Annotated in this window: 25 protein-coding genes; all 25 read right to left on the bottom strand. The window is 36.2% G+C overall.

The window, feature by feature from the left end:
* Window positions 1–187 precede the first annotated feature (187 nt).
* Complete coding sequence (locus BMX40_RS02805) at window positions 188–1303, bottom strand: BMP family lipoprotein (RefSeq protein ID WP_090866621.1); 1116 nt, start codon at window positions 1301–1303, stop codon at window positions 188–190.
* A 102-nt stretch (window positions 1304–1405) separates the two neighbouring features.
* A complete protein-coding gene (locus BMX40_RS02800; RefSeq protein WP_090866619.1) occupies window positions 1406–2131 on the bottom strand; it encodes a GntR family transcriptional regulator in 726 nt (241 codons plus the stop codon).
* Between the two features lie 232 nt (window positions 2132–2363).
* Window positions 2364–4673 carry an FtsK/SpoIIIE family DNA translocase gene (locus tag BMX40_RS02795; protein ID WP_090866618.1) on the bottom strand — a complete coding sequence of 770 codons (2310 nt, stop codon included), beginning with the start codon at window positions 4671–4673 and terminating at the stop codon, window positions 2364–2366.
* Between the two features lie 142 nt (window positions 4674–4815).
* Complete coding sequence (locus BMX40_RS02790) at window positions 4816–5022, bottom strand: YlzJ-like family protein (protein ID WP_090866617.1); 207 nt, start codon at window positions 5020–5022, stop codon at window positions 4816–4818.
* Window positions 5019–5756, bottom strand: coding sequence for a ClpP family protease (locus tag BMX40_RS02785; protein WP_090866615.1), 738 nt, complete (start codon window positions 5754–5756; stop codon window positions 5019–5021). Before BMX40_RS02785 ends, BMX40_RS02790 begins: the two co-directional genes overlap by 4 nt.
* A gap of 146 nt (window positions 5757–5902) precedes the next feature.
* Window positions 5903–6766 (bottom strand): 4-hydroxy-tetrahydrodipicolinate synthase, encoded by an 864-nt coding sequence (dapA, locus tag BMX40_RS02780; protein ID WP_090866613.1) that lies wholly within the window; start codon window positions 6764–6766, stop codon window positions 5903–5905.
* 14 nt (window positions 6767–6780) lie between these two features.
* Window positions 6781–8007: an aspartate kinase gene (dapG, locus tag BMX40_RS02775; protein ID WP_090866611.1), complete on the bottom strand. Its 1227-nt coding sequence runs from the start codon at window positions 8005–8007 to the stop codon at window positions 6781–6783.
* Between the two features lie 34 nt (window positions 8008–8041).
* Entirely contained in the window at window positions 8042–9094 is a 1053-nt protein-coding gene (asd, locus tag BMX40_RS02770; protein ID WP_090866609.1) for an aspartate-semialdehyde dehydrogenase, read from the bottom strand.
* A gap of 64 nt (window positions 9095–9158) precedes the next feature.
* Window positions 9159–9749 (bottom strand): dipicolinate synthase subunit B, encoded by a 591-nt coding sequence (dpaB, locus tag BMX40_RS02765; protein ID WP_090866607.1) that lies wholly within the window; start codon window positions 9747–9749, stop codon window positions 9159–9161.
* Window positions 9746–10633, bottom strand: a complete 888-nt coding sequence (gene dpaA, locus BMX40_RS02760) for a dipicolinic acid synthetase subunit A (protein WP_090866605.1) — start codon at window positions 10631–10633, stop codon at window positions 9746–9748. The genes dpaB and dpaA overlap by 4 nt, the downstream gene beginning before the upstream one ends.
* Before the next feature lie 446 nt (window positions 10634–11079).
* Window positions 11080–11313, bottom strand: a complete 234-nt coding sequence (locus BMX40_RS02755) for a YlmC/YmxH family sporulation protein (protein ID WP_090866603.1) — start codon at window positions 11311–11313, stop codon at window positions 11080–11082.
* Between the two features lie 77 nt (window positions 11314–11390).
* Window positions 11391–12614 carry a M16 family metallopeptidase gene (locus tag BMX40_RS02750; protein ID WP_090866601.1) on the bottom strand — a complete coding sequence of 408 codons (1224 nt, stop codon included), beginning with the start codon at window positions 12612–12614 and terminating at the stop codon, window positions 11391–11393.
* Window positions 12615–12658: 44 nt separating this feature from the next.
* Window positions 12659–13606, bottom strand: coding sequence for a polysaccharide deacetylase family protein (locus BMX40_RS02745; RefSeq protein WP_090866599.1), 948 nt, complete (start codon window positions 13604–13606; stop codon window positions 12659–12661).
* A 189-nt stretch (window positions 13607–13795) separates the two neighbouring features.
* A complete protein-coding gene (locus BMX40_RS02740) occupies window positions 13796–15910 on the bottom strand; it encodes a polyribonucleotide nucleotidyltransferase (protein WP_090866597.1) in 2115 nt (704 codons plus the stop codon).
* A gap of 339 nt (window positions 15911–16249) precedes the next feature.
* Window positions 16250–16519, bottom strand: a complete 270-nt coding sequence (gene rpsO, locus BMX40_RS02735; protein WP_090866595.1) for a 30S ribosomal protein S15 — start codon at window positions 16517–16519, stop codon at window positions 16250–16252.
* A gap of 139 nt (window positions 16520–16658) precedes the next feature.
* Entirely contained in the window at window positions 16659–17594 is a 936-nt protein-coding gene (locus tag BMX40_RS02730) for a bifunctional riboflavin kinase/FAD synthetase (protein WP_090866593.1), read from the bottom strand.
* Between the two features lie 25 nt (window positions 17595–17619).
* Entirely contained in the window at window positions 17620–18513 is an 894-nt protein-coding gene (gene truB / locus BMX40_RS02725; RefSeq protein WP_090866591.1) for a tRNA pseudouridine(55) synthase TruB, read from the bottom strand.
* Window positions 18514–18641: 128 nt separating this feature from the next.
* A complete protein-coding gene (rbfA, locus tag BMX40_RS02720; RefSeq protein WP_090866589.1) occupies window positions 18642–18983 on the bottom strand; it encodes a 30S ribosome-binding factor RbfA in 342 nt (113 codons plus the stop codon).
* A 68-nt stretch (window positions 18984–19051) separates the two neighbouring features.
* A complete protein-coding gene (locus BMX40_RS02715; protein ID WP_090866587.1) occupies window positions 19052–19330 on the bottom strand; it encodes a DUF503 domain-containing protein in 279 nt (92 codons plus the stop codon).
* Window positions 19327–21498, bottom strand: coding sequence for a translation initiation factor IF-2 (infB, locus tag BMX40_RS02710; RefSeq protein ID WP_090866585.1), 2172 nt, complete (start codon window positions 21496–21498; stop codon window positions 19327–19329). Before infB ends, BMX40_RS02715 begins: the two co-directional genes overlap by 4 nt.
* Window positions 21499–21518: 20 nt before the next feature.
* A complete protein-coding gene (locus BMX40_RS02705) occupies window positions 21519–21818 on the bottom strand; it encodes a YlxQ family RNA-binding protein (RefSeq protein ID WP_090866583.1) in 300 nt (99 codons plus the stop codon).
* Entirely contained in the window at window positions 21808–22089 is a 282-nt protein-coding gene (gene rnpM / locus BMX40_RS02700) for an RNase P modulator RnpM (RefSeq protein ID WP_090866581.1), read from the bottom strand. The genes BMX40_RS02705 and rnpM overlap by 11 nt, the downstream gene beginning before the upstream one ends.
* A 12-nt stretch (window positions 22090–22101) precedes the next feature.
* Window positions 22102–23214: a transcription termination factor NusA gene (gene nusA, locus BMX40_RS02695; protein ID WP_090866579.1), complete on the bottom strand. Its 1113-nt coding sequence runs from the start codon at window positions 23212–23214 to the stop codon at window positions 22102–22104.
* Between the two features lie 15 nt (window positions 23215–23229).
* The gene (rimP, locus tag BMX40_RS02690) at window positions 23230–23700 is read right to left on the bottom strand and encodes a ribosome maturation factor RimP (RefSeq protein ID WP_090866578.1); all 471 of its coding nucleotides are present in this window, start codon (window positions 23698–23700) and stop codon (window positions 23230–23232) included.
* A 253-nt stretch (window positions 23701–23953) separates the two neighbouring features.
* Entirely contained in the window at window positions 23954–24805 is an 852-nt protein-coding gene (locus tag BMX40_RS02685) for an STAS domain-containing protein (RefSeq protein ID WP_090867196.1), read from the bottom strand.
* Window positions 24806–25109: the final 304 nt, after the last annotated feature.

Genomic DNA, 25109 nt, shown 5'->3' with positions numbered 1-25109 from the left:
GATCACCTCTCCAACTTAAATATGGTTCAAACCATATTTTAAAATAAACAAATAAAATGCTTTTAAAATAGTGTAATAAACATAAAATTTTCAAATGAAAAAGACGTATTGAAACATCTTCTTCAGTTGAGAATTTTATTTAACTGAATAGGAAAAGGTTGAATGGATTCAACCTTTTCCTGAATTTTTATAGAGATTCAAGGAATGTATCTAATTCATCATGCGTTTTTGGAATATCTACATCTCCATTTAATATTTTCTCTTCCCACTCATTAACACTGTCAATAATTTCTTGGTTCATTGCATCTTCGTTCGTAGTAGCAATGTCAATAGCATTATCTTCCAGTCCGAATTCTAAGGTTTCACCACCTGGGAAATCCCCGTTCATAGCAAGATTAGTAACGTCTTGTACTGCAACGTCAACACGTTTAACCATAGAAGTTAATGTAACATTATGGTCACCAATTTCGCCCTCTTCATATTGGTCACGGTCAACACCAATTACCCAGATGTCACGATCTGGATCACTATTTTTAAGGTCTCTTGCTTCATTAAATACACCGTTTCCAGTAGCACCAGAAGCGTGATAGATAATATCTACACCATCGTTATACATATCTGAAGCAATCATTTTCCCTTTTGATGAATCTGCAAATGATTCGGCATATTGTACATCAACCTCAATATCTGGATTTACTGATTTTGCACCTGCAATAAATCCTACTTCAAATTTGTTTATTAACGGTGAATCTACACCACCTACAAAACCTAGTTTGTTCGTTGTTGTTTTTTGCGCAGCTGCTACACCTGCTAAGAATGAGCCTTGGTGTTCTTTAAACAAAATACTTACTGCGTTTGGAACTTCCACTACATCATCAACTAATGCAAAATGCTTGTCTGAGTTTTGTTTAGCAACTTCCTCAATACTTTCTTGTAGTTCAAAACCAATTCCGAAAATTAAATTGTAATCATCACGAATTAAACGATTAAGGTTTGGAATATAATCAGATACATCATCAGATTGTGCATAGTCAAAGCCATTTCCTTGAGATAACCCATGCTCTTCACCCCATGCATTCAATCCTTCCCAAGCTGATTGGTTAAAGGATTTATCGTCTACACCACCAACATCGGTTACCATTGCAGCACTAAAGTCTTCTGCTTCTTCTTCGTTTGTTGCATCGTTTCCAGTAGAGCCTTCATCATTTGTATCTTCATCATCAGCTCCACCACCACAGGCAGCTAGTAGCATACCTAGACTTAATAATAATGCGAATAATAATACTAACTTACGATTTTTCAATGTAATTGCCTCCTTTTATACGATTCAATATTATATTGTGATAAATAAAACTTCGTATTCTTCTGTTTGAATCACCTCCTACAATGGATAAAAAGAAAACCCTTACAATCGTTTTCTTAAAACATAGAAACTGAATACATCCGACCGGAAATAGTTTGATGAGTAGAGAACAGGCTCATCATCCTCTGTATAATGCATTTGTTTCAGGAGTAATAACGGTTGGTTCGGATCACAATTTAAGATTTTGTAAATCCGGTCATGATAACTTACAGGCTCAATATAAGTAACGGCATAAGTTACTCTCTTATTTGCATGATCTTCTAATAATTTAAATAATGAATCTTCATACTTAACTAAATCCAAAGGAATATAATCTTTTGGAACTTGGTCAATACAGAAGACAACTGGTTCACCATCAGCTGTACGTACACGCTCAATTTTAGCTAATATACTGATTTCTTTTGGTGAGAACTGCCTTCGTTCTTCTTCTGTAGGTTCCATAATATCTGTGGATAAATATTGTGACCCAGGATTTCTTCCAAATTGTTCGATCATATCTGTCACACTTGTTAATTGCTCAATCCCTGAAGAAAAGATCGGCTTTTGATTAACAAACGTCCCTACCCCATGCTTTCTCGTAACAACATTATCCTCTTCTAAAATTCGTAAAGCTTCTCTTAACGTAGCCCGCGATACTCCGAGTTTTTTTGATAATTGGAATTCAGAAGGAAGCTTTTGTTTTGCTTGATATGTACCTTTTTCTATATCACGTTTCAATTCATCAATTACCTGGAGATATAGATGACGTGAATCCGCTTTAATTGACATAAATAATCCCCCTTGTTGCCAGCATGTAATGTAGAGAGATCTGACCTCTGACGTTTGACTATCTCAACTGAAATTATCATATCATTATTTAGCGAATAAATAAACCACAAAATAACAAATTTCTTAAATAAGTCATAATAATTGTCGATTTTTGACTGAAATAAGGGGATAAAAAAAAGACAATAAAAATAGGATGTTATTTTTATTGTCCATTTATGGGTGTTCATGCTATCTAGGATGTCTTTTCTTCCTCTATTTGTGATACTAATACTGTTCGAGGCTTGCTTCCTTCATAAGGACCTACGATTCCTCGATCTTCCATCGCATCAATTAACCTTGCAGCCCTTGTATAACCTATACGAAATCGCCTCTGTAACATTGAAACACTTGCGCTTTGCATTTCTAGAACCATTTGAACGGCATCATCATACAATTCATCGTCCACTTCTGTAGGAGACTCTTGGACATCTTCAGGTATCATTTCTTCCTGATAGGAAGCTTTCTGTTGTTCCACACAATGATCTACAATTCGTTCTACTTCCTCGTCAGACAAGAAAGCACCTTGTACACGTGTTGGTTTGGATGCTCCAACTGGGACGAACAACATATCTCCTCTACCTAATAATTTCTCCGCTCCACCAGAATCTAATATTGTACGTGAGTCAGTAGTTGATGAAACACTAAAAGCAATACGTGATGGAATATTTGCTTTGATAACACCAGTGATAACGTCTACAGACGGTCGTTGTGTTGCAATAATCAAGTGAATTCCAGCTGCCCTTGCCATTTGTGCTAATCGAGTAATGGAATCTTCTACATCATTAGAAGCTACCATCATTAAATCAGCTAATTCATCTACTAAAACTATGATATAAGGTAGATTGGGCTGTGCTTCAGATTCATCGACCGTTTGGTTATATTTTCGTACATATTCATTATAACCTTCTATATTTCGTGTACCTGTATCTGAAAATAGCTCATATCTTCGTTCCATCTCGGAAACGACTTTTTTCAATGCCTGTGATGCCTTTTTGGGATCAGTCACAACCGGTGCAAGTAAATGAGGAATGCCGTTATATACGTTTAATTCTACTTTTTTCGGGTCGATCATCATCATTTTCACTTCATGTGGTTTTGCACGCATTAATATCGTCGTAATAATTCCATTCACACAAACACTCTTTCCGCTCCCAGTAGCACCAGCAATTAATAAATGCGGCATCTTGTTTAACTCTGCTACAATAGCATCTCCAGAGATATCTCTACCTAACGCAAATAAAAGTTTGGAAGATTGATTGTGAGCGATGCTATCCAATACCTCTCGTAGTGACACCATCGCAACTTCATTATTTGGGACTTCTATTCCAACAGCAGATTTGCCTGGAATAGGTGCTTCGATTCGTATATCTTTTGCAGCTAATGCAAGCGCTAAATCATCATGTAAATTTACAATTTTACTAACTTTAACCCCTGCTTCGGGATAAACTTCATATTTTGTTACTGCCGGTCCAACATTTACTTTAGTAACTCTAGCTTTCACCCCAAAACTATGAAACGTTTTTTCAAGCTTTCGAACTATCGCTTGAATTTGTGATTTTTCATGTTGTTGTGAATTAACCGTTGGCTCAGCTAATAGATTTGTGGATGGTAAGATGTACTCATAGTTTTCTGGTTCTGTCATAGGCATCGATTGTAATAAGTCTACATCTGTATCTATCGACTCACCTTTTACCTCATCTTTTTTCTCATGTTGTTCATTTTCAATTTCTTGAGGGTCAGGCGTATTACTTGTCTTTGGAGTATTCCCATCAAAGGCATAGGTTACATCTGGGTAGTCTTCAATCTCAGGTTCTTTGACAGACTGATTTGTATCCGATATTTCTGGTAAATCTATTTCTGCATCTAGTGCTTTCTCTTGACGCTTTTCATGCCACTTTTCTTTTAAATTATGTAAAAATGAACTTAGTTTTTTCATAGTTTTGGAGAAAAAGTCACCCAACGAAAACTCAGTCATGAAAATTATACCGATTAAGATAGTAAATAGGACAATTATTCTAGCTCCGTCCAAAGAAAATAGATAGTAACTAAAAGCAAATAAGAATGCTCCAATCATGCCTCCGCCTGTTTGTGCTTGAGTACCTTGTCCATCCAAGTAAGCGAAAAAACTGTTCCATGTTGCTTTTATTATTGATACGTCACTTTCCGGAACCATTAATTGGTTCATCGTTTGGATATGAGTTAGTAATATGATACCGGTAAAGAAAATATAAAAACCAATTAATTTTTTATGGGTAAAATTAGGATAACGTCGTTTAACTACTAAAATGACTCCAGTAATAAATAAGAAAATGGACGCCACGAAATACCAAATACCTAGAAAGAACCGAAATAGATTCTCTAACCCACCAGGAATCGCCCCATCACTTATGATGCTAGCACCACTACCGAAAATTGCTAGAAATATAAACAGAAGTCCTAATAACTCATATTTGACTTGTTTTTTTAGTTTGCTTTTTCTTTTTTTGCGATTTTTTTTAGCCATCATTTCACCTCTGTGTGTTGACCGATTATATATAGCAGAGTAAACCCTTGCCGTTAAATTGGCAAGGGTTTACTCTCAGATGTCATTATGTCTAGTATAACACAATTTGTACGTTTGAATAATATTGAAAAAGAAAAACGCCTTAGTTTATGATTGTACCGGGACTGTAATTATCGTCCAAAAAATCTTGCGGATCGGTAGACAATAATTGTAGAAGCTGGTAACTACCATCTTTATTTTTTTCGACAAATACTTGCTTTCCGTTATAATTTATACATTCGCGGTTAACGTTCTCCCCTGCTTCATGAGGAAAAATATCTGTTTCTGCCAATGGAGTATATAAGATCATTGAATAACCTCCTGTTGTGGACCTTGGGTATTATCGATAAGTTCATTCACTTTCTCCATCGCTTCTTTTACCCCACCTACACCATCGATTAAGCCATAGTCTACTGCGTCATGTCCAACAACATTCGTGCCAATATCTCTTGTTAAATTTCCTTTAGCGAACATTAAATCTTTGAATTTCTCTTCTTTAATATTAGAATGACTTACTACAAAATTAATGACTCTCTCTTGCATTTTATCTAAGTATTCAAAGGTTTGTGGTACTCCGATGACTAGCCCTGTCAATCGAACAGGATGAATTGTCATTGTAGCAGTCGGAACAATAAAAGAATGATCGGCCGAAACAGCGATAGGTACCCCAATAGAATGACCGCCACCTAATACAATTGATACTGTAGGTTTTGACATAGAAGAAATCATTTCAGCTAGTGCTAGTCCTGCTTCAACATCACCACCAACTGTATTAAGTAAAATGACCAATCCTTCTATTTTAGGGTTTTGCTCTATTGCAATTAATTGTGGTAGTAAATGCTCATATTTTGTTGTTTTATTTTGTGGGGGTAATTGAATGTGTCCCTCGATTTGTCCAACGATGGAGAGAACATGAATATTAGAATCTGGTGCTTGAGGAACATTGGTTTGACCTAATGATTGTATTTTTTGTACCAAAGATGATGAATTTGAAGATTGATCATCTTGAGTTTGACCTTCTTTTTTCTGCATGTCTTTATCCATTTACGACACTCCCTTAACTATTTATAAGAATAGTATGATCGTAATCTGGGATATACATGCATATATAAATAAAGATACCGGCATTCATCCGGTACCTTTTACTTTTATTAATCCGAAGCATTTAATAGTAAATTACTAAAGAAGCCTTATGTTAATAACTGTCTTAATTGATCTTCTTCCTCTTCCGTTAATGGTACTAACGGTAATCTTACTCCCCCAACATGAAATCCTTTGACTTTTAAGGCTGTTTTTACAGGTGTAGGGGATGGCGCGCTAAATAAACCATTCATAATCGGTAATAATTTACGGTGTAAAGAAGCTGCTTCTTTAACATTACCACTTAGGTAATGTTTCACCATCGTTTGCATGTCATTTCCAATAATATGGGACGCTACAGAAACAATACCATTTCCTCCGATGGATAACATCGGAAGTGTTAATCCGTCATCACCACCGTAAACAGAGAAATCATCACTCGTGTTCTCGATAATTTCTGAAGCTTGATCAAGGTCCCCGGTTGCTTCTTTAACAGAAACTATATTGTCAATCTTACTTAAATTAATGATCGTTTCGGGAGTCATTTTAACTACAGATCGACCAGGAATATTATACAACATTACTGGCAAAGTTGTTTCCTTAGCAATGGATCGGAAATGCTCGAATAGTCCTCGTTGGTTTGGTTTGTTGTAATAAGGAGCAACTAACATTACCCCATCTACACCACATTGTTCCGCCTTTTTCGTTAAAGAAATGGAGTTAGCTGTATTATTGCTACCTGTTCCAGCTATAACCGGTACGCGTTTATTCACTACTTTAACTACATGTTCAAATAACTGAATTTTTTCTTCCGTAGTTAATGTAGGAGACTCCCCAGTCGTACCAGCAACGACAAGTCCATCTGTTCCATTTTCTATTAAATATTCTACTAATTCACTTGTTTTATTCAAATCAATATTTCCATCTTGATCAAAAGGAGTGATCATTGCTGTAAGAACTTTACCGAAATCCATTTACATTCACCTTTCTACATCATATTTACATTACTTAACTTAAAAACATCGTGTAAAGCATTTACAGCGAGCTTTAAGTCTTCTTCATGAATCAAAACCCATATCGTCGTGTGGCTATCTGCTGATTGTAATATTTGAATACCTTGATCAGTTAGTGCTTCTACAATTCGAGAAGCAACACCAGGTACACCAGTCATTCCTGCACCAACGACGGAAACTTTTGCACAGTTCTCTGTTACTTCTGGTTGAAACCCTAATAACTCAAGGATTTCAACTGCTTTACCAGTAAGTGGAGCAGGAACCGTATAAACCACACCAGTTGAAGAGATATTAATAAAATCAACTGAAATACCAGCATCTGCCATTGCTTTAAATACATCTGATTGAAGTCTGTAACCTTCTTCTTTGGTCTGTACTTTTATTTGAGATACGGATGGAATGTGTGCAATTCCAGTAACTGGACGATCAGCAATTTCCATCCCAAATTCCAATGATCTAGATGAAGTAACGAGTGTACCACCATCTTTTGCATATGTTGACCGGACTCGCATTGGTATTTTAGCCTGCATTGCAATTTCAACAGCTCTTGGATGAATAACTTTTGCGCCTTGGTAGGCTAGGTTACAAATTTCCGTATACGTAACGACATCTAGTGACCTTGCTGATTCAACTACTCTAGGGTCAGCCGTCATAATTCCATTTACATCCGTAAAAATCTCGACACGTTCTGCCTGAAGGGCCGCACCGAGAGCCGCAGCAGAGGTATCACTCCCCCCTCTGCCAATTGTAGTGATCTCACCATTTTCCGTTTGGCCCTGAAAACCAGCTACCACTATGACATCATGTGATTCAAACTCAGTTAAAATACGCTTCGGATTTACTTCTTTAATTTTCGCTTGCGTAAAATCTGAATTAGTTAGAAAACCTGCTTGCGCTCCTGTTAGAGCAATTGCATTAATATGATTTTTTTGTAATTCATTTGATAAAACAACGGAAGCGATTGTTTCTCCACATGACATGATTAAATCAAGCTCTCGCTTCGAGTTGTAGTTTTTAGGGAAATCGATTAGCTCCAGTAATGAATCTGTAGCATAAGGATCAGGTTTTCTTCCTAATGCCGATACTACAACTACCAGTTTATAGTCATTCGTAAGTGCTTCTTTAATATGATCAATGACATGTTTTCTATTTTTTTCGCTTTGAACAGAAGTGCCACCAAACTTTTGAATTAATACCTGCAATTATTACACCTCTTACTTACAAACGTAGATACTTTTAATTTTTGAGCCAATTATTTTTAATAAGACTTTCTGCAATTTGAATCGTATTCCATGCAGCACCCTTCATAAGGTTATCCGAGACTACCCACATATGAAAACCATTTTCATAGTCTAAGTCTTTCCTTACACGACCTACAAATACTTCTTCTTTATTTGCAGCGCTTAATGGAGTTGGGTATGTTTGGGTACTCGGATTATCCTCTAAAACGACACCATTCGCTTTTTCTAACTCATTCCATACATCTTGAACAGAAAGCCCTTTTTGATCTAACTCTACATAAACACTTTCTGCATGAGATGTAAAGAATGGCAATCTTACACACGTAGCTGCAACAGATAAATCTGGTTCATGCATTATTTTTTTGGTCTCATTGATCATTTTCATTTCTTCAAACGTGTATCCATTTTCTTGAAATACATCAATTTGCGGAAGTGCATTAAAGGCAATTGGATAATGCTTTTCATCGCCTTTAACAGGTAGGATTTCTGCTTGCATTTCCTCCCCATTCAAGAATTGCTGTGATTGTTCTGCTAATTCATTATTTGCTTGCGTGCCTGCTCCTGATACAGCTTGATAAGTCGAAACAATGACACGCTTCAAGCCGAATTTATCCTGTAATGGCTTTAATGCTGCAACCATTTGGATCGTTGAACAATTTGGATTCGCAATAATTCCCTGATGAGATGCAATATCCTCCTCGTTCACCTCGGGAACAACAAGCGGTACATTTTCGTCCATACGAAATGCGCTAGTATTATCAACTACTACTGCTCCATGCTTCACTGCTGAAGGAGCAAAGCGTTTTGACACACTACCTCCAGCAGAGAATAGAGCTATATCAATTCCTTTAAAGCTATCATCTGTAGCTTCCTCAACAATTATTTCTTTATCTTTAAATACCAGTTTATTACCTGCTGAACGTTTGGAAGAAAGAAGTTTTATTTCATTTATTGGAAAATCTTTTTCTTCTAGTAATTTAATAATTTTTTCACCAACTGCACCGGTGGCCCCTACTACTGCTACATTAAACGTTTTGTTCTCAGCCATGCTGCTGACTCCTTTCTCATTCCACAATTAAACTATTTCTCTCTAAATATTAATATTATCATATTTAGTCTAAATGAGGAACAATAACTGGTTGTAATTGCCTACTTTCTAGTGCAGCTTCGATTGTATCTGGTAATAAGTCCATTTTGGCAACTAAAGAATTTGGTTTTTTATAAGGATCATCCTGCCCATATGGAATAAAATACATATACTTACTAGCCATTAGACGCATTAAGTTAACACCATTTAATCCAAGGGCATCATTTGTTGAAATTCCTAAGACAACAGGGCTTTGATTTCTCATGGTTGCTTTCGCTGCCATTAGTGGTGGAGAATCGGTTAATGCATTTGCTAGTTTACTTAATGAATTTCCTGTTAATGGTGCCAAGACCATGCAATCGAGAGGATACTTTGGGCCCAGTGGTTCTGCCTCTGGCATGGTTGAGATCACTCTTTTTCCAGTAATGGATTCAATTTTTTCAATATGATCTTCTGCCTTACCAAACTTCGTATCCGTATTTCTAACTGTATAAGAAACTATTGGAACAACCTCTGCACCTTGCTCCATTAATCTTTCTAATTGTGGAAATACATCATCATACGTACAATGGGATCCAGTAAACCCAAATCCAATTCTTTTCCCCTCTAAACTCATACTTCTAACTCCTTTCGTTCGTTAAGGATTTGCGTAATAACATCCGCTAAAATTTTCCCCGCTGTTTTTGGCGCGACTATACTAGGCAGGCTTGGTGATAGCATCGCTTCTATGCCGCGCTGTTTCGCAAATTCAAAATCAGTCCCACCTGGTTTGGAAGCGAGATCAATAATTAATGCATGGGCGGGGAGCTGTTGAATGGAGTTCTTATCTATAATTGGAGCTGGAATTGTATTTATTAGTAAGTCACAATCATTGGTATATGCTTTAAGATCATCTAAAGGAATTGCTGTCAGCCCCATTTCTGTAATTCTGGCTAAATCTTTAATGCTTCTTGCTGCGACAGATACTTTTGCACCAAGAGCTGAAAATTTATTCGCAACCGTATGGCCAACCCTACCAAATCCTGTAACAATCACTCGAGAAGAATGAATGGTATAATCCGTATGCTCGATTGCCATCATAATTGTTCCTTCTGCAGTTGGTATGGAATTATAAATAGCTACATCATCGCGGTTTAATAATGGGATTAGCTTTGTTCCTGTTTCTTCAGTTACTTTTGTTAGATAGTCATTTGTAATACCAGTAAATACTACAGCAGAATCTTTAAGGTTACTAAACCAATCCTTGGTTAACATTATTTCTTGATCTGAAAATACAGGCTCTACTTTGCCTTCTTTATTTGTGCCAGTTATTGGCAAAATTACCACATCTATTTCATGTGCATCCTTATCTGTGAAATCCATTTGTTTTAATCCAGTGAACCCTTGTTCCAATTTATCGTATCCTACAAGAATAATAGATGTATCAGGAAGTCCTTTTAACTGTCGAATGAGTTCTAAATATCGTGCATCTCCACCTATTACTGCTATTCTTCGTTTCATGTTGAACACCCTCCAAACAACTGTTGATCAGTGTTGTTTATAAGCATAAAGAAACTTACAAGACAAAGTCTCAAGTTCCACTTTCTTTTATAGCTTATGAATTATTAGGCGGATAGTGAATGGTAGTTAGAAAAAACGTAATAAATGCGCAAGTGCCCGTTTTGAACAGTGGAACGGATCCTATCTGTAAAGTGTAAGCGCTCTAGGGAGTTTGGTACGTACGTAGGGGATGGGAATCTTATGCTTGCTATACCTTTGTCTAAAGGCATTATACATAAAACTAATTCGCTAATCTTTGGTCGTTGGTCGAAGAAAACACAACGTCTTGTAACATCTCCGAGAATTGGATTTAAGCCGACATTTATCCCTTGGGAATAAAATTTCTTAAGCAATAAAAAAGGTTGGTATCCATATTCAGGATACCAACCTTTTTAAGGGTAATGACGTTATTCTACATCGATCATAATCATGTCTTCACCGATTTTAGTAATGGAGTTCCAATATATCTTCGTTTCTTCTCCTTCTTTTTTTAACCCAAACCATTTATAATTGGGTAAAATAAACGATTGTATTTGACCGGTTTTTTCATCGATCTCTAAGTCGGTTTGCCCAAGAATACCTAATCTGGAACCATGCTTTACATTTACTATTTCTTTACCGCTAATATCCTTGTATCGCATGCAATAGCCTCCACTTCAATGTCCTTTTATCCAATTATATGCAAACGAAAAAGAGCTTATGTTAGAACATAAGCTTCTTAATTAGAAATCTTTGGAGCTATTAAAGCCGTTGATGGCTGGTTATTAAATGTATTTTGAATCGCTTTTTGAATTGATTCATGATCAACTGCGTCAATCTCAGCAATCATTTCATCCAAGGTTCTGTGTTTTCTTAATAATAATTCGTTTTTACCGTTACGACTCATTCGACTATTTGTACTTTCTAAACTCAACATGAGTCCGCCTTTTAACTGCTCTTTACTATTTTTTAATTCCTTATCTGATAATCCATTTGCGATCAGGTTTTCCGTAGTTTTTTCAATTGTTTCCTTCAGTAAAGGTAACTGTTCTTTACCTGTACCAGCATAAATTGTTAATATTCCACTATCTAAAAACGAGGAATGATAAGAAAAGACAGAATAAGCTAATCCTTGCTTTTCACGTACCTCTTGAAATAATCGTGAACTCATACTTCCACCTAAGACATTATTCATAATAATTAAACTGTACATATTAGGATCGCCAATAGGTAAACCATTATATCCAATACATAGGTGCGCCTGCTCCGTATCTTTATTACGTTCAATTTGTTCTCCAATAAATGTTGGTGCTGCTATCGCATCTTGTGAAACATTAGATTCGTAAGTCCCAAAATAACCTTCAACTTTATGGATAAAGGATTCGTCAACGTTTCCAGCTACTGAAATAACTACATTTCCTGGTACATAACGTTCCTTTACATAATTCTGTAAGGTGGTAGGTTTGAACGTTTTTAGTTGATCCTCTGTTCCAAGAATCGGATAACCTAATGGGTGTTCGCCATAAGATGCCCGAGCTAATAGATCATGTACAATGTCGTCTGGTGTGTCTTCATACATCTTAATTTCTTCATAAACGACTTTCTTTTCACGTTCCATCTCTTCTTCATCAAATGAAGAATTAAAGAACATATCTGCTAAAATCTCTAAAGCATATTCTTTATGAGTGTCTAGCACTTTTGCATAATAACACGTGTATTCTTTAGAAGTAAATGCATTCACTTGCCCACCGATAGAGTCAAATGCTTCTGCAATTTCTATTGCTGTTCTAGATTCTGTTCCTTTAAAAAACATATGCTCTAAGAAATGAGAAATTCCATTGTTTTGCCTTGTTTCATTTCTTGAGCCTGTTAATACCCATACACCGATTGTTACCGAACGGACTGCTGGGATATTCTCTAAAACAATTCTTAATCCGTTTTTACTCGTATGTCTTTGTATCAAAATGATGCCTCCTATACATATCCGTTACTTTATGTACATCGTTATTATCTTGCTTCATCCAATAATTGATCAATCGTACCAATTTTAAAACCCTTTTCTTTAAAGCCGGAGATCATGTTCGGCAATGCATTTACAACAGATGACGTTGGGTGCATAAGTACGGTTGCACCTGGATGCACTTTCCCCATTACTCGATTCATCATAACACTAACAGATGGATTCTTCCAATCAATTGTATCTACCGTCCATAATATCGTTTCCATGCCAAGTTGATCCACTTTTTCTACTACGAGGTCAGAATAGCTTCCACTAGGTGGGGCAAACCATTTTGGCTCGTCACCTGTGATCGCTTTTAGTACTTCATTTGTTTTTCGTACTTGTTCAACAATTGCGTTATTAGATAATCTCGCCATATCTGGATGATTATATGCGTGATTACCAATTGTATGCCCTTGTTCGTCAATCATCTTAACATATTCTATATTTTCTTTCGCCCACTTCCCTTCTATAAAAAAGGTTGCCTTTACATCATGTTCTTTTAGTATGTTGAGCATGTCTGGTATGTATTCTCCACCCCAAGAGACGTTAATTAAGAGGGATACCATATGTTTTTCTGGATGTCCTCGATAAATTGGAGCAGCTGGTAAATCTTCCAAAGTTATATCAGGAGGTACTTGGTCATATATAAGCAATGATTCATTAAAACTCCCCTCTTTCTTCATTTGTTCATAAGAACGATGGATGTTAACTTTTAAACCATTTCTACCAGGAGTTTTTTTCCACACTTTATCAATATACGCATCTTGTGCTTTTTGATTCAAATTTGTGCTTTTTTCTTGAATTTCTTCATATAAAGCATCTGATGTTGACATATCTGTTACGGAAACCGTTTCTATATTATTTGTAGTAAATGGATTGGTGTCAACATTAAATGTAAGTGCAACAATAATGATAAATACAAAAAGATTGATAAAATCTTGATATCGTTTCATACATAATTCCTCCTTATGTAAAAACATATGATGTCGGAGGACAAGTTATGAAAAAGAAGTTATCAATTCATACATTCGATGTCGTTTCGTGTTAACTCAGTTTATCGATAATTACGTGAGTTTCGTGAAATCCCAAGGAATAATGTAAATCATAAAAAAAAGAAACTGGGGTACCAGCTTCTTACTTTTTTATGATTTTAATTTTTCCGCTTTTTCCTTCTCTTCCTTTAAAACGGCCTTACGAGAAAGGTTTACGCGACCTTGATTATCGATTTCTTTTACTTTTACCATAATTTGATCACCAATTTTAACCACATCTTCTACTTTATTCGTACGTTCTTCAGCTAATTCAGAAATATGAACTAATCCATCTTTACCTTTAAATAGCTCTACGAATGCACCGAATTTTTCAATCCGTTTAACGGTACCTAAATACATTTGACCTACTTCTACTTCTCGAACTAAGTCTTCAATAATTTTCTTCGCTTTATCATTCATGTCAGGGTCTGTGGAAGAAATGAACACACTACCATCTTGTTCAATGTCAATTTTAACTCCAGTTTCTTCAATGATTTTATTAATTTGCTTCCCACTTGGTCCGATAACATCACGAATTTTATCTGGATTAATAGACATTGTTAAAATTTTAGGAGCATATTGTGATAGTTGTTGTTTTGGCTCTTTAATGGTTGCCAGCATAGAGTCTAGAATTTGCATACGCCCTTTTTTCGCTTGTACAAGAGCCTCTTCTAGGATCTCTCTAGATAAACCATCAATTTTAATATCCATTTGAAGTGCTGTAACTCCTTTTTCTGTTCCAGCAACTTTGAAATCCATATCTCCTAGTGCATCTTCCATACCTTGAATATCTGTAAGTATTGTATAGTCTTCCCCAGACTTTACAAGACCCATTGCAATTCCAGCAACTGGAGCCTTGATTGGAACACCTGCATCCATCATCGCTAACGTACTCGCACAGATACTAGCTTGCGAAGTAGAACCATTTGATTCTAATACTTCTGATACTAGTCGAATTGTATATGGGAAATCTTTTTCAGAAGGTACGACTTTTTCTAAGGCACGTTCCCCCAGTGCTCCATGTCCAATCTCACGGCGACCAGGTCCTCTAATTGGCCCAGTTTCCCCAACACTATATTGCGGGAAATTATAATGATGCATAAAACGTTTGGACTCTTCTAAATCCAATCCATCTAGAATTTGTACATCTCCTAAAGCACCTAATGTACAAATACTTAAGGCTTGAGTTTGTCCTCTAGTGAATAAGCCAGAGCCATGTGTTCTCGGAAGTGTATTAACCCGTGAGGACAAAGGACGAATTTCGTCAGGTTTACGACCATCTGGACGTACCTTCTCTTTTGTAATCAGTCGACGTACTTCCTCTTTAACAATTTTATCAAGTATTGACTTTACTTGGCTAATAACTTCATCTTCCGCATCCTCATAGCTAGCAAGAATTTCTTCTTTTACTTGACTGATTGCATCTTCTCTAGCATGCTTTTCTTTCACTTGAATAGCTTGAACGAGCTTGTCTTTCGCAACTGTTTCAACTTTTGTAAGAAGACCTTCTTCTAGTTCAAATAATTTAACTTCTGATTTTTGCTGGCCAACTGCTTGGACAATTTCCTCTTGAAACGCAACTAAACGTTTGATTTCCTCATGGCCAAACATAATAGCTTCTAGCATCGTTTCTTCAGGTACTTCATTCGCTCCAGCCTCTACCATGTTGATTGCATCCTTGGTACCGGCTACTGTTAAATCAATATCACTTTTTTCTTCTTGTTCAATCGTAGGATTGATGATGAATTCACCGTCTACTCTTCCAACATGCACACCAGCAATTGGCTCTTCAAATGGAATGTCAGAAATCCCCAATGCTATGGATGAACCAATCATTGCGGCTATTTCTGAAGAACAATCTTGATCGACACTCATTACCGTACTTATTACTTGTACTTCATTACGGAATCCATCGGGAAACAAGGGACGGATTGGGCGGTCAATTAAGCGTGATGCTAATATCGCCTTTTCACTAGGTCTACCCTCTCGTTTGATAAAACCTCCAGGTATTTTCCCTACCGCATACAATCGTTCTTCATAGTTAACTGTTAATGGGAAAAAGGGCAGGTCCTTAGGTTCTTTAGATGCAGTAGCTACGGATAATACAGATGTATCACCATAACGGATCATACAGGCACCATTTGCTTGCTTTGCTAATTCTCCAGTTTCGACGATAAATGGTTTACCAGCGATTTCCGTGGAGAATACTTGTTTTTCTTCTGCCATTATTACTTGATCTCCTTTCAATGTTCATTCTCTATTTATTTTATAGTTTATCAGCAGGAATGTAAATTTTATGTACATAAAAACTTTTGATTTTCGTATAGGTATGAACAAAAGCGCAAGCGCATTGGGTAGAGACGTACGGACTGGACTGAGCTGTAGGAGATAAAGGAAACACGGCGACCGAAGGAAGCCGATGTTGACTTATCGTACGAAAGCGAGGGAAGTCTCGCTAGTCTCTGGGCGCTGGAGCTGGACGTGGCTGTTGCTGTAAGTATACTTAACTAAGTCAAATTTTTATACTTTCTTATCACTGAAAAAAAGCAGGATTGCTCCTGCTTTTTAGCGACGTAAACCAAGCTTTTTGATCAATTCACGATAGCGAGTAACGTCTTTGTTACGTAGGTAATTAAGTAAGTTACGACGCTTACCAACCATTTTCAAAAGTCCACGACGTGAATGATGATCTTTTTTATGAACACGTAAATGTTCGTTTAATGTTGTGATTTCTTCCGTAAGTACAGCAATTTGTACTTCTGGAGAACCAGTATCATTTTCATGAACCTTGTACTCATTAATGATTTCATTTTTACGTTCTTTTGTAATAGCCAATTGGCCCACCTCCTATTACTAATAATCCCCTGTCCCCTAGCAAACGTCGGTGTTACGTATTGCCAAGCGAAGGTTTCAACTTTTATATCGTACAACTTTTCTAAGAAAAATGCAAGGATAAATGCAGTAAAAACATAGATTAACTAAAAAATCCTCGAATAATCGTTTCATCTTGTTCTATTTTTTTGATGAGTTGATCCACATTATCAAACTTTTCTTCATCTCTTATAAACTTATGCCATTGCAACTGTAATTCTTCCCCATATAAATCATTATTATAATCAAAAATATGAACTTCCAGGGATAAGTCAATTCGATCCTCTGTAAAAGTAGGATTGATTCCTAAACTTGCCATACCTTCATATACATTATTTTTGATTATTACCTTTACTGCATATATGCCTGGTTTTGGTAATAACGTATCCTGATTTATAAAAAGATTAGCTGTTGGGAACCCTAGTTCTCTACCACGCTTGGCTCCTTCAATAACCTCACCAGTAATGGATAGTGGTCTACCTAGTAGTTCTTGTACTTTCTCTACATTACCATTTTCGAGTAATTTTCGTATTCTTGTCGAGCTCACCTTCTCACCGTCAAGGACTACTTTATCAATCTTTGTATATGTAAACCTTTCTTGTGCATGATCGTCAATGTTATCCATATTTCCTTTTCCTCTATGTCCATAGGAAAAGTCAAAACCAGCAACCAAATGCTTAATATGTAAACCTACAATAAAGTGATTAATAAATTCACGTGGAGATAAATTAGACAATTCTTTATTAAACGTAATGATGTATAATCGATCTACATTCATTTTTTGAAGAATTGCTTTTTTCTCTTTAATCGGTGTAATATATTTAACTTGTTTTTCAGATTTATTTAAGACAACAGATGGATGAGGATGGAATGTAATAACTGCACTCTCCATTTGATTGTTGCTGGCCTCTTGTACAGCTGTTTCAATCACATGTTGATGTCCTTTATGTATCCCATCAAAGAAACCAATGGCGGCTACTGTTTCTGGTAATTCGTTTAAAGTTAATGTATGGGGGAAGCTTAACTCAATCGTTCTCATCATTAATCACCTCTAATTTCCTTGCTCACGAAAATACACGAACCGGTTTGATTTCCTTTGGATTATCGGGATGAATTTGATAGATTGCCAATACTTGATCACCGTGCATCACAACAAAAGGTCGATCCTGATCTACAGCAGTTGGTTTAGTTAATTTTTGGCCAACTAAAACCTTTTGCTTTGTATATAAATCAACATGTAATTTCTCTAAATGAGTGAGACCATTACTTATTGGCAACAATAAATTTTCTTGCCGTTCTTCTTTAACAGCCCGTTCTATCGTTTGAAAACCTACTGTTTGTTCACTTGAAATTGATCCAGTGGAAACCCGTACTAAATCAGACATATGCGCAGGATATCCAAGTTTTTTCCCTATATCTACACATAAAGTTCGGATGTATGTACCTTTGGAGCAAACCACTTTCATTTTTATAGTTGGTTGATTTTCCTTGTCGGATGGCAAATGCTCGATATCATATATTGTCACCATTCTTTTTGGGCGTTCAACCGGTTGATTCGCTCTAGCATATTCATAGAGTTTTTTTCCGTTTACTTTTACTGCAGAGTACATGGGGGGAATTTGAATTATATCGCCCTTAAAAGATTGTAACACGTTTTTAATATTCTGTTTAGATGGAATTTCTGTTACATCCATTTGCTCAATAATTTCACCTTGGCTATCCTCCGTTTCTGTTGCGGTGCCAAGCATTATTTCAGCAAGATATTTTTTTTTCGTATCGGTTAGAAAAGGGACAATTTTTGTTGCCTGTCCAATGCAAATCGGTAATACCCCTTCAACTTCGGGATCTAAGGTTCCTGTGTGCCCAACTTTTTTCGTTTTAAATAGTTTGCGAATTCGAATTACGCAGTCATGTGAAGTCATTCCTCTTGGTTTCCATAAAGGTAAAATGCCATTCATGTTCATTTACTCCTTTTGCAATACGAGTTTGAGGGAATAATTCCCAACAATAGTGTCTGCCTTTCACTATTGATATGGAAAAATCTGACTCCTTCCGTAAGTAGAATCGAGTCAGATTTTAGTTAGTATTATTTGTTTAAATCACGTAATATTGTTTCGATACGATTACCATAATCTAAAGCTTCATCGAATTCAAAGTTTAATTCAGGTGTTTTTCGTAAACGAATACGATTACCTATTTCAGAGCGAATAAATCCTTTAGCTTTTGCAAGACCTAACAATGTGTCTTGCTTCTTCTTTTCGTCACCAAGTACTGATATATAAATTGTAGCTTGTTGCAAATCACCTGTTACTTCTACATCCGTCACTGTAACAAAGCCAACTCTTGGATCTTTAATCTTACGTGTTAAAATTTCTCCTAATTCCTTCTTCATTTGCTCTGCTACTCGACTTGCTCGTAAATTACTCATTTTCTACCACCTCTTTATCCCGAATGAAACGGGCAGTAAAATTGCGTCTACGTTTTTAGATCTTAGAACTATAACTGTTCGACATTGGTAATCGTACGCTCGAGCTCGGAATAAGTGTCAATTACATGTAACACTTCTTGAATCACTTGCTCTCCGTGTTTTCGTTCATTTGATACCGTGACAATGGCAAATTTAGTCCGTTGCCATAAATCATGATAGTCCATTTCAGTTATAGCGACATTAAAATCATTTCGTAATTTCGCCATAATCCGTTTGATAACGGAACGCTTTTGTTTAAGTGAATGTCCCTCATACATGATACATTCTACCTCAGCGTAAAAGATCATTTCCTTTCAATTTCCTCCATAACAAATGCTTCGATAACATCGCCTTCTTTAATGTCATTAAAGTTTTTGATTGTTATTCCACACTCGTAGTTTGTGGCTACTTCTTTTACATCATCTTTGAAACGTTTTAAGGCGTCAATTTCACCTTCGAACTGAACTACTCCGTTACGGATAAGACGTATACCTGCATCACGAGTTATTTTACCTTCTGTTACATAACTTCCCGCAATTGTACCAATTCGTGACACTTTAAATGTTTCACGTACTTCTGCTTGCCCAATAACTTTCTCTTCGAATTCTGGATCAAGTAAGCCTTTCATTGCTGCTTCGATTTCCTCAATCGCTTTATAAATAACACGATGCAAGCGGACATCTACTTTCTCAGAGTCGGCTGCTTTTTTAGCATTTGCATCTGGTCTAACATTAAACCCAATAACAATTGCATTGGAAGCAGAAGCTAAAATAATATCTGATTCCGTAATTGCCCCTACCCCAGTATGGATAATCTTGATTTTAACGCCTTCTACTTCAATTTTCTGCAATGAAGATGCTAAAGCCTCTACAGAACCTTGCACATCCGCTTTTAAAATAACATTAATTTCCTTCATTTCACCTTGTTTAATTTGTTCAAAAAGGTCATCTAAACTTACTTTCGACTGTTCGCCACGATTTTCTTGGATTTGTTTTTGTTGACGCGCTTCACCGATTTGACGAGCTTTTTTCTCATCATCAAACACCAAGAACTGATCACCAGCTTGAGGGACATCATTTAATCCAGTAATTTCAACTGGTGTTGATGGTCCTGCCTCTTTAACACGTTTGCCAAGATCATTAACCATTGCACGTACACGACCAAATGTATTTCCAACTACAATTGAATCACCAACATGAAGTGTACCGTTTTGAACGAGTAAAGTTGCTACAGATCCACGACCTTTATCCAATTCCGCTTCGATTACTGTTCCAAATGCATTTGTATTTGGATTTGCTTTTAATTCTTCTACTTCACTAACAAGTAAAATCATTTCAACTAGATCATCGATACCCTCATTTTGGAGTGCAGAAAGTGGTACGAAGATCGTATTACCGCCCCAATCCTCAGGAATTAATTCATATTCCGTTAACTCCTGCATTACACGGTCAGGGTTGGCCCCTTCTTTATCGATTTTATTCACCGCGACGATAATTGGTACTTCGGCAGCTTTGGCATGATTGATCGCTTCAACTGTTTGTGGCATTACTCCATCGTCAGCAGCAACAACTAAAATAGCAATATCAGTTACTTGAGCACCACGTGAACGCATGCTTGTAAATGCAGCGTGACCTGGTGTATCTAAGAAAGTAATTTTTTTGCTGTCGCTTTCGATTTGGTACGCACCAATATGCTGTGTAATCCCACCAGCTTCGCCCTCTGTTACTTTCGTATGTCGAATAGCATCTAGTAACGTTGTTTTACCATGGTCTACATGGCCCATGATAGTTACAACAGATGGTCTTTCTTGCAAGTCCTTTTCATCATCTTCTTGTATATATTTATCAAAATCCGTATCTTCTAGTACAATTTCTTTTTCAACTTCAACATTAAATTCAGAACAAATCAATTCAACTGCATCATCATCTAAATCTTGGTTTTTAGTTGCCATCACCCCTAGGAACATTAATTTTTTAATAATTTCAGATGCTTCTTTATTTAATTTTTCCGCTAATTCACTAACCGTTAGCGTACCTGAATATTTAATTTCCTTTGGTGTTTCTTTAACTGCAGGTTGTTGTTTTTGAGTTGCTTGGTTATTATTATGTTTTTGTTGTTTCTTATTTTTATTTTGGCGATTTTGCTGCTTGTTTTTCTGACCTTGCTGAGGATTGCCTTTAGAATGAGGCTTTCCCTTATTATTACGATTTTGTTCATTTCTATGATTCGCACCAGAATTCCCCTGTTTTTTAGCTTTATTTTGTGAGGAATTCTCATTAGCATTTGATTGTTTGGAATTTTTGTTATCCTGTTTATTATTTGTTTTAAATTTCGCATCTAATTTGGTAATGATATCATCAGAAATTGTAGACATATGGTTAGATACTTCTACATTCAAATCTTTAAGGTAATTTATTACTTCTTTACTACTCGTGTTGCTTTGTTTTGCATATTCATATACACGCATTTTACTCATACGTTCACCCCCGAATTTATTTACCCGAGTAACGACTTAATCTTAGTAGCGAAACCTTGATCTAAAATTGCAATGGCTACTCTCTGGGATTTTCCGATCGCTTTTGACAGTGTATCTCTATCATCAACGATCACATAAGGAACATTATATGTGTTACATTTATCGGTTAACTTTTTATGTGTTTGGGCACCAGTATCGTTTGCAATCAGTACTAATTTCGCACGTTTTTTTTGGATATCTTTAACGATGGTTTCTTCACCTAAGGAACACTTTCTCGCTCGATAGGCAAGCCCAAGCATATTCAAATAGTTATTTTGCATTATTTTCACCAAGGATTAGTTCACGAAGCTCATCATAAATAGTCGAGTCAATCTCAGTATTTAATTGACGATTTAATGTTCCCGACTTTTTGGCTTTTTCAATGACTTCTAGATCTTTAGATAAATAGGCACCACGACCATTTTTTTTACCCGTAGGATCAACAAAGACCTCTCCTTCTTTGTTGCGAACTACTCGAATGAGTTCTTTTTTTGGTTTCATTTCATTTGTTACGACACATTTACGTTCCGGAATTTTTCGTTTTTGAACCATAAAATACCTCCTCTATTCGAACAAGTCTTCATCGATGTCAGAATAAGTATTTTCATCTAGTTCTGTTGGTTCTTCAGAAAGGAGACCTTCCTCACGAGCCTCCGATTCACTCTTAATATCAATCTTCCATCCAGTTAGTTTAGCAGCTAATCGGGCATTTTGACCCCGTTTACCGATAGCTAGCGATAATTGATAGTCAGGTACGATTACGGTAGTTGATTTTTCCTCATCATCTACGAGTACGTCTACTACTTTGGAAGGACTTAAAGCATTGGATACATAAACAACCGGATCCTCAGACCACTCCACAATGTCGATCTTTTCTCCCTTGAGTTCGTCTACAATGGCTTGAACTCGTTGCCCTTTTTGACCAACACATGACCCCACCGGATCGATTTCCGGATCTGGTGCATGAACAGATATTTTCGAGCGATCTCCAGCTTCTCTGGCAACAGATTTAATTTCCACAATACCGTCATAAATCTCTGGTACTTCCATTTCAAATAGTCTTTTTAGAAGTCCTGGATGTGATCGAGAAATATAAATCTGTGGTCCTTTACTTGTATTTTCTACCTTTGTAACAAAGACCTTGATACGATCATGAATGTTGTATTCTTCCGTCGGCATTTGCTCTGACTCTGCCAGCTTTGCTTCAATTTTCCCTAAATTAACATAAACAAAACGATTATCTTTACGCTGAATAATTCCAGTCATTACATCTTCTTCACGATCAGCATATTCTCCAAAAATGACACCGCGCTCAGCTTCTCTAACTCGTTGAGTAACAACTTGTTTTGCAGCTTGTGCAGCAATTCTGCCAAAGTCTTTTGGTGTTACCTCTACTTCGATGATATCTTCTAATTCATAGTTAGGATCGATTTTTTTTGCCTCATCCAGAGAGATCTCTTGTTGGTTGTCTTCTACTTCTTCAACAACTGTTTTTCTAGAGAAAACACGCATTGTTCCTGCGTTTTCATCTAAATCAACACGCACATTAGCAGCCGATTTAAAATTCTTCTTATAAGCTGAGATTAAAGCAGCTTCCAATGCCTCTAATAACACATCTTTGTCAATACCTTTTTCTTTTCCTAAATGTTCAATCGCGTCAAATAACTGACTGCTCACTTTCCTTTTCCCCCTTTATAATGAAACTGCTAGCCTTGCTTTAGCGATTTTATCATATGGTATTTCAACTTGTTTTTTCTGGGTTTTCACCTTATATTCTAAGGTGACAATATCATTCGTGAATTTTTTTAAAATACCTTGGTATTCTTTTTCTCCATTTATGGGCTCATATAATTTGATATATACATTACTATCAATATTACTTGCAATATCTTCCTTCGTCTTTAGCGGACGTTCCACTCCTGGAGATGATACCTCAAGAAAGTAGGCATCTTTAATCGGGTCTACTTCATCTAGTTTTTCACTTAGTTGTTCCGACACTTCGCCACATTCTGTTATATCGACACCGCCTTCTTTATCGATGTACACCCTTAGAAACCAGTTTTGTCCTTCTTTAACATATTCGACGTCAACTAATTCTAAGTTTCGATCAGCTAATATTGGTGAAACTAATTCTTCAGTTGTCTGAATAACTTGAGAGCTCAATTCTTATCCTCCTTTACGATGTTGCCTATTTCTTTTTATTATGGACAAATAAACACAATTTCATTTCCTTATGTATGACACTAGTCATATTCAATATAAAACCCTTGCCAATTAATGGGCAAGGGATACGACAAAAGCTGAAAATTGTACGTATGAAAGAAAGAGTGGGGTTCACCCACTCTTTTACCGTTCATATCATTACTTTTTTAATATAACATAAGAATAGCACTTGTGCAACAAAATAACAAAACACTTACTGTGTCATTAGATTTATAGATGATATTGTTTGATCAGAAGGTATATCCATATTCAAGTAATCTTTTAGGGCCATTTGAAGCGAGCCTTTTGTATCCGCTTTGGATCCAAAATCAATGTCTAGCTTTACCATTTCCCTTACAATTTCTGGTCTTAAACCTGTTATAACGGATTTGGCTCCCATCATCGAAATGGCGTCAAGTAGTTTTAGGAAATGTTTAATTGCTTCATGATCCATCTCTGCAATCCCTGATAAATCCATTATTAATGTCTGAATCCGTAATTTCCCTATTTCAATTAATACCTTTTCTTCGATAATACTAGCTCTATAAGTATCAATAGTACCAATTAATGGGAGGATACAGACAGATGGTGTAATCGGAATAATTGGTACTGATAAATTATCGACCATTTTACGCTGGGCTTCGATTAATTCATCCTTGTATTTGGAATAGCTGATAAAGAAAGAATTCAAAAACAGATCTACTAAATCGTTTATTCTGCTTTCTAATTCATAAAATTGATCATTCGTCTCAATTTGTCCACTATGAATATCATATTCCCTTAAAAACCTCCATAGTGTTCTACGTATCGCTTGTAACCATTCAAGTTTGAATGCCAAGGTTAAAGAAAACTTTGCCCATAAAACGCCTTCCTGTTTAGCGAACCTCGTAACTTCATCAACATCCTCATCTACAAAGAGGAGTACTAATTTATGTGCGTTTTTTAATAAATTAATATTGCCTATGTAATGGATCTCATCAATTTTATCTCGGACATTTACCGCTTCATTTAATAAATTCTCTTCAAATATAGCCTTGTTCGCTACTAAAAAATCGTGAATTTTCATGTTTTCTTGATACGTTAGGTCCAAAGCATTCACTTCCTTACAATAATTAAAATAAATACGTGATAATGATCACATCAATCGTGTATTTTATTATAGCATATCGCGCGTATGGCTTTCTATAACAAAAACCTTAATTTTCTAATAAGTATATGTATACGAATTTTATGGATAAACTCTTACAAACAACCTCCATACTAGGTATTCATCGCTTATTACAAATAATGCGTCCGCACCCTTTTGTTTCATCTTTCCATTTCTAATGAAAGTTGGTTAAGAAGTCGCTATGGCATAATGCTTCACTTTT

Source organism: Oceanobacillus limi, assembly GCF_900111445.1.
GTDB lineage: Bacteria > Bacillota > Bacilli > Bacillales > Amphibacillaceae > Ornithinibacillus > Ornithinibacillus limi.
The sequence above is the reverse complement of the archived record's forward strand: the minus strand, read 5'-3'. Positions and strand labels throughout refer to the sequence as shown.

Excerpts from the sequence above, each read along its gene's own strand:
- BMX40_RS02745 (WP_090866599.1), bottom strand. The coding sequence starts at position 13,606 with ATGAAACGATATCAAGATTTTATCAATCTTTTTGTATTTATCATTATT.
- dpaB (WP_090866607.1), bottom strand. The coding sequence starts at position 9,749 with ATGAGTTTAGAGGGGAAAAGAATTGGATTTGGGTTTACTGGATCCCAT.
- BMX40_RS02795 (WP_090866618.1), bottom strand. The coding sequence starts at position 4,673 with ATGGCTAAAAAAAATCGCAAAAAAAGAAAAAGCAAACTAAAAAAACAA.
- BMX40_RS02755 (WP_090866603.1), bottom strand. The coding sequence starts at position 11,313 with ATGCGATACAAGGATATTAGCGGTAAAGAAATAGTAAATGTAAAGCAT.
- BMX40_RS02705 (WP_090866583.1), bottom strand. The coding sequence starts at position 21,818 with ATGCAAAATAACTATTTGAATATGCTTGGGCTTGCCTATCGAGCGAGA.
- BMX40_RS02730 (WP_090866593.1), bottom strand. The coding sequence starts at position 17,594 with ATGAGAACGATTGAGTTAAGCTTCCCCCATACATTAACTTTAAACGAA.
- dpaA (WP_090866605.1), bottom strand. The coding sequence starts at position 10,633 with ATGAAACGAAGAATAGCAGTAATAGGTGGAGATGCACGATATTTAGAA.
- infB (WP_090866585.1), bottom strand. The coding sequence starts at position 21,498 with ATGAGTAAAATGCGTGTATATGAATATGCAAAACAAAGCAACACGAGT.
- dapA (WP_090866613.1), bottom strand. The coding sequence starts at position 6,766 with ATGGATTTCGGTAAAGTTCTTACAGCAATGATCACTCCTTTTGATCAA.
- asd (WP_090866609.1), bottom strand. The coding sequence starts at position 9,094 with ATGGCTGAGAACAAAACGTTTAATGTAGCAGTAGTAGGGGCCACCGGT.
- rbfA (WP_090866589.1), bottom strand. The coding sequence starts at position 18,983 with ATGAGTAATTTACGAGCAAGTCGAGTAGCAGAGCAAATGAAGAAGGAA.
- truB (WP_090866591.1), bottom strand. The coding sequence starts at position 18,513 with ATGAATGGCATTTTACCTTTATGGAAACCAAGAGGAATGACTTCACAT.
- BMX40_RS02685 (WP_090867196.1), bottom strand. The coding sequence starts at position 24,805 with ATGAAAATTCACGATTTTTTAGTAGCGAACAAGGCTATATTTGAAGAG.
- rnpM (WP_090866581.1), bottom strand. The coding sequence starts at position 22,089 with ATGGTTCAAAAACGAAAAATTCCGGAACGTAAATGTGTCGTAACAAAT.
- BMX40_RS02785 (WP_090866615.1), bottom strand. The coding sequence starts at position 5,756 with ATGGATAAAGACATGCAGAAAAAAGAAGGTCAAACTCAAGATGATCAA.
- BMX40_RS02715 (WP_090866587.1), bottom strand. The coding sequence starts at position 19,330 with ATGATCTTTTACGCTGAGGTAGAATGTATCATGTATGAGGGACATTCA.
- BMX40_RS02790 (WP_090866617.1), bottom strand. The coding sequence starts at position 5,022 with ATGATCTTATATACTCCATTGGCAGAAACAGATATTTTTCCTCATGAA.
- BMX40_RS02740 (WP_090866597.1), bottom strand. The coding sequence starts at position 15,910 with ATGGCAGAAGAAAAACAAGTATTCTCCACGGAAATCGCTGGTAAACCA.
- BMX40_RS02800 (WP_090866619.1), bottom strand. The coding sequence starts at position 2,131 with ATGTCAATTAAAGCGGATTCACGTCATCTATATCTCCAGGTAATTGAT.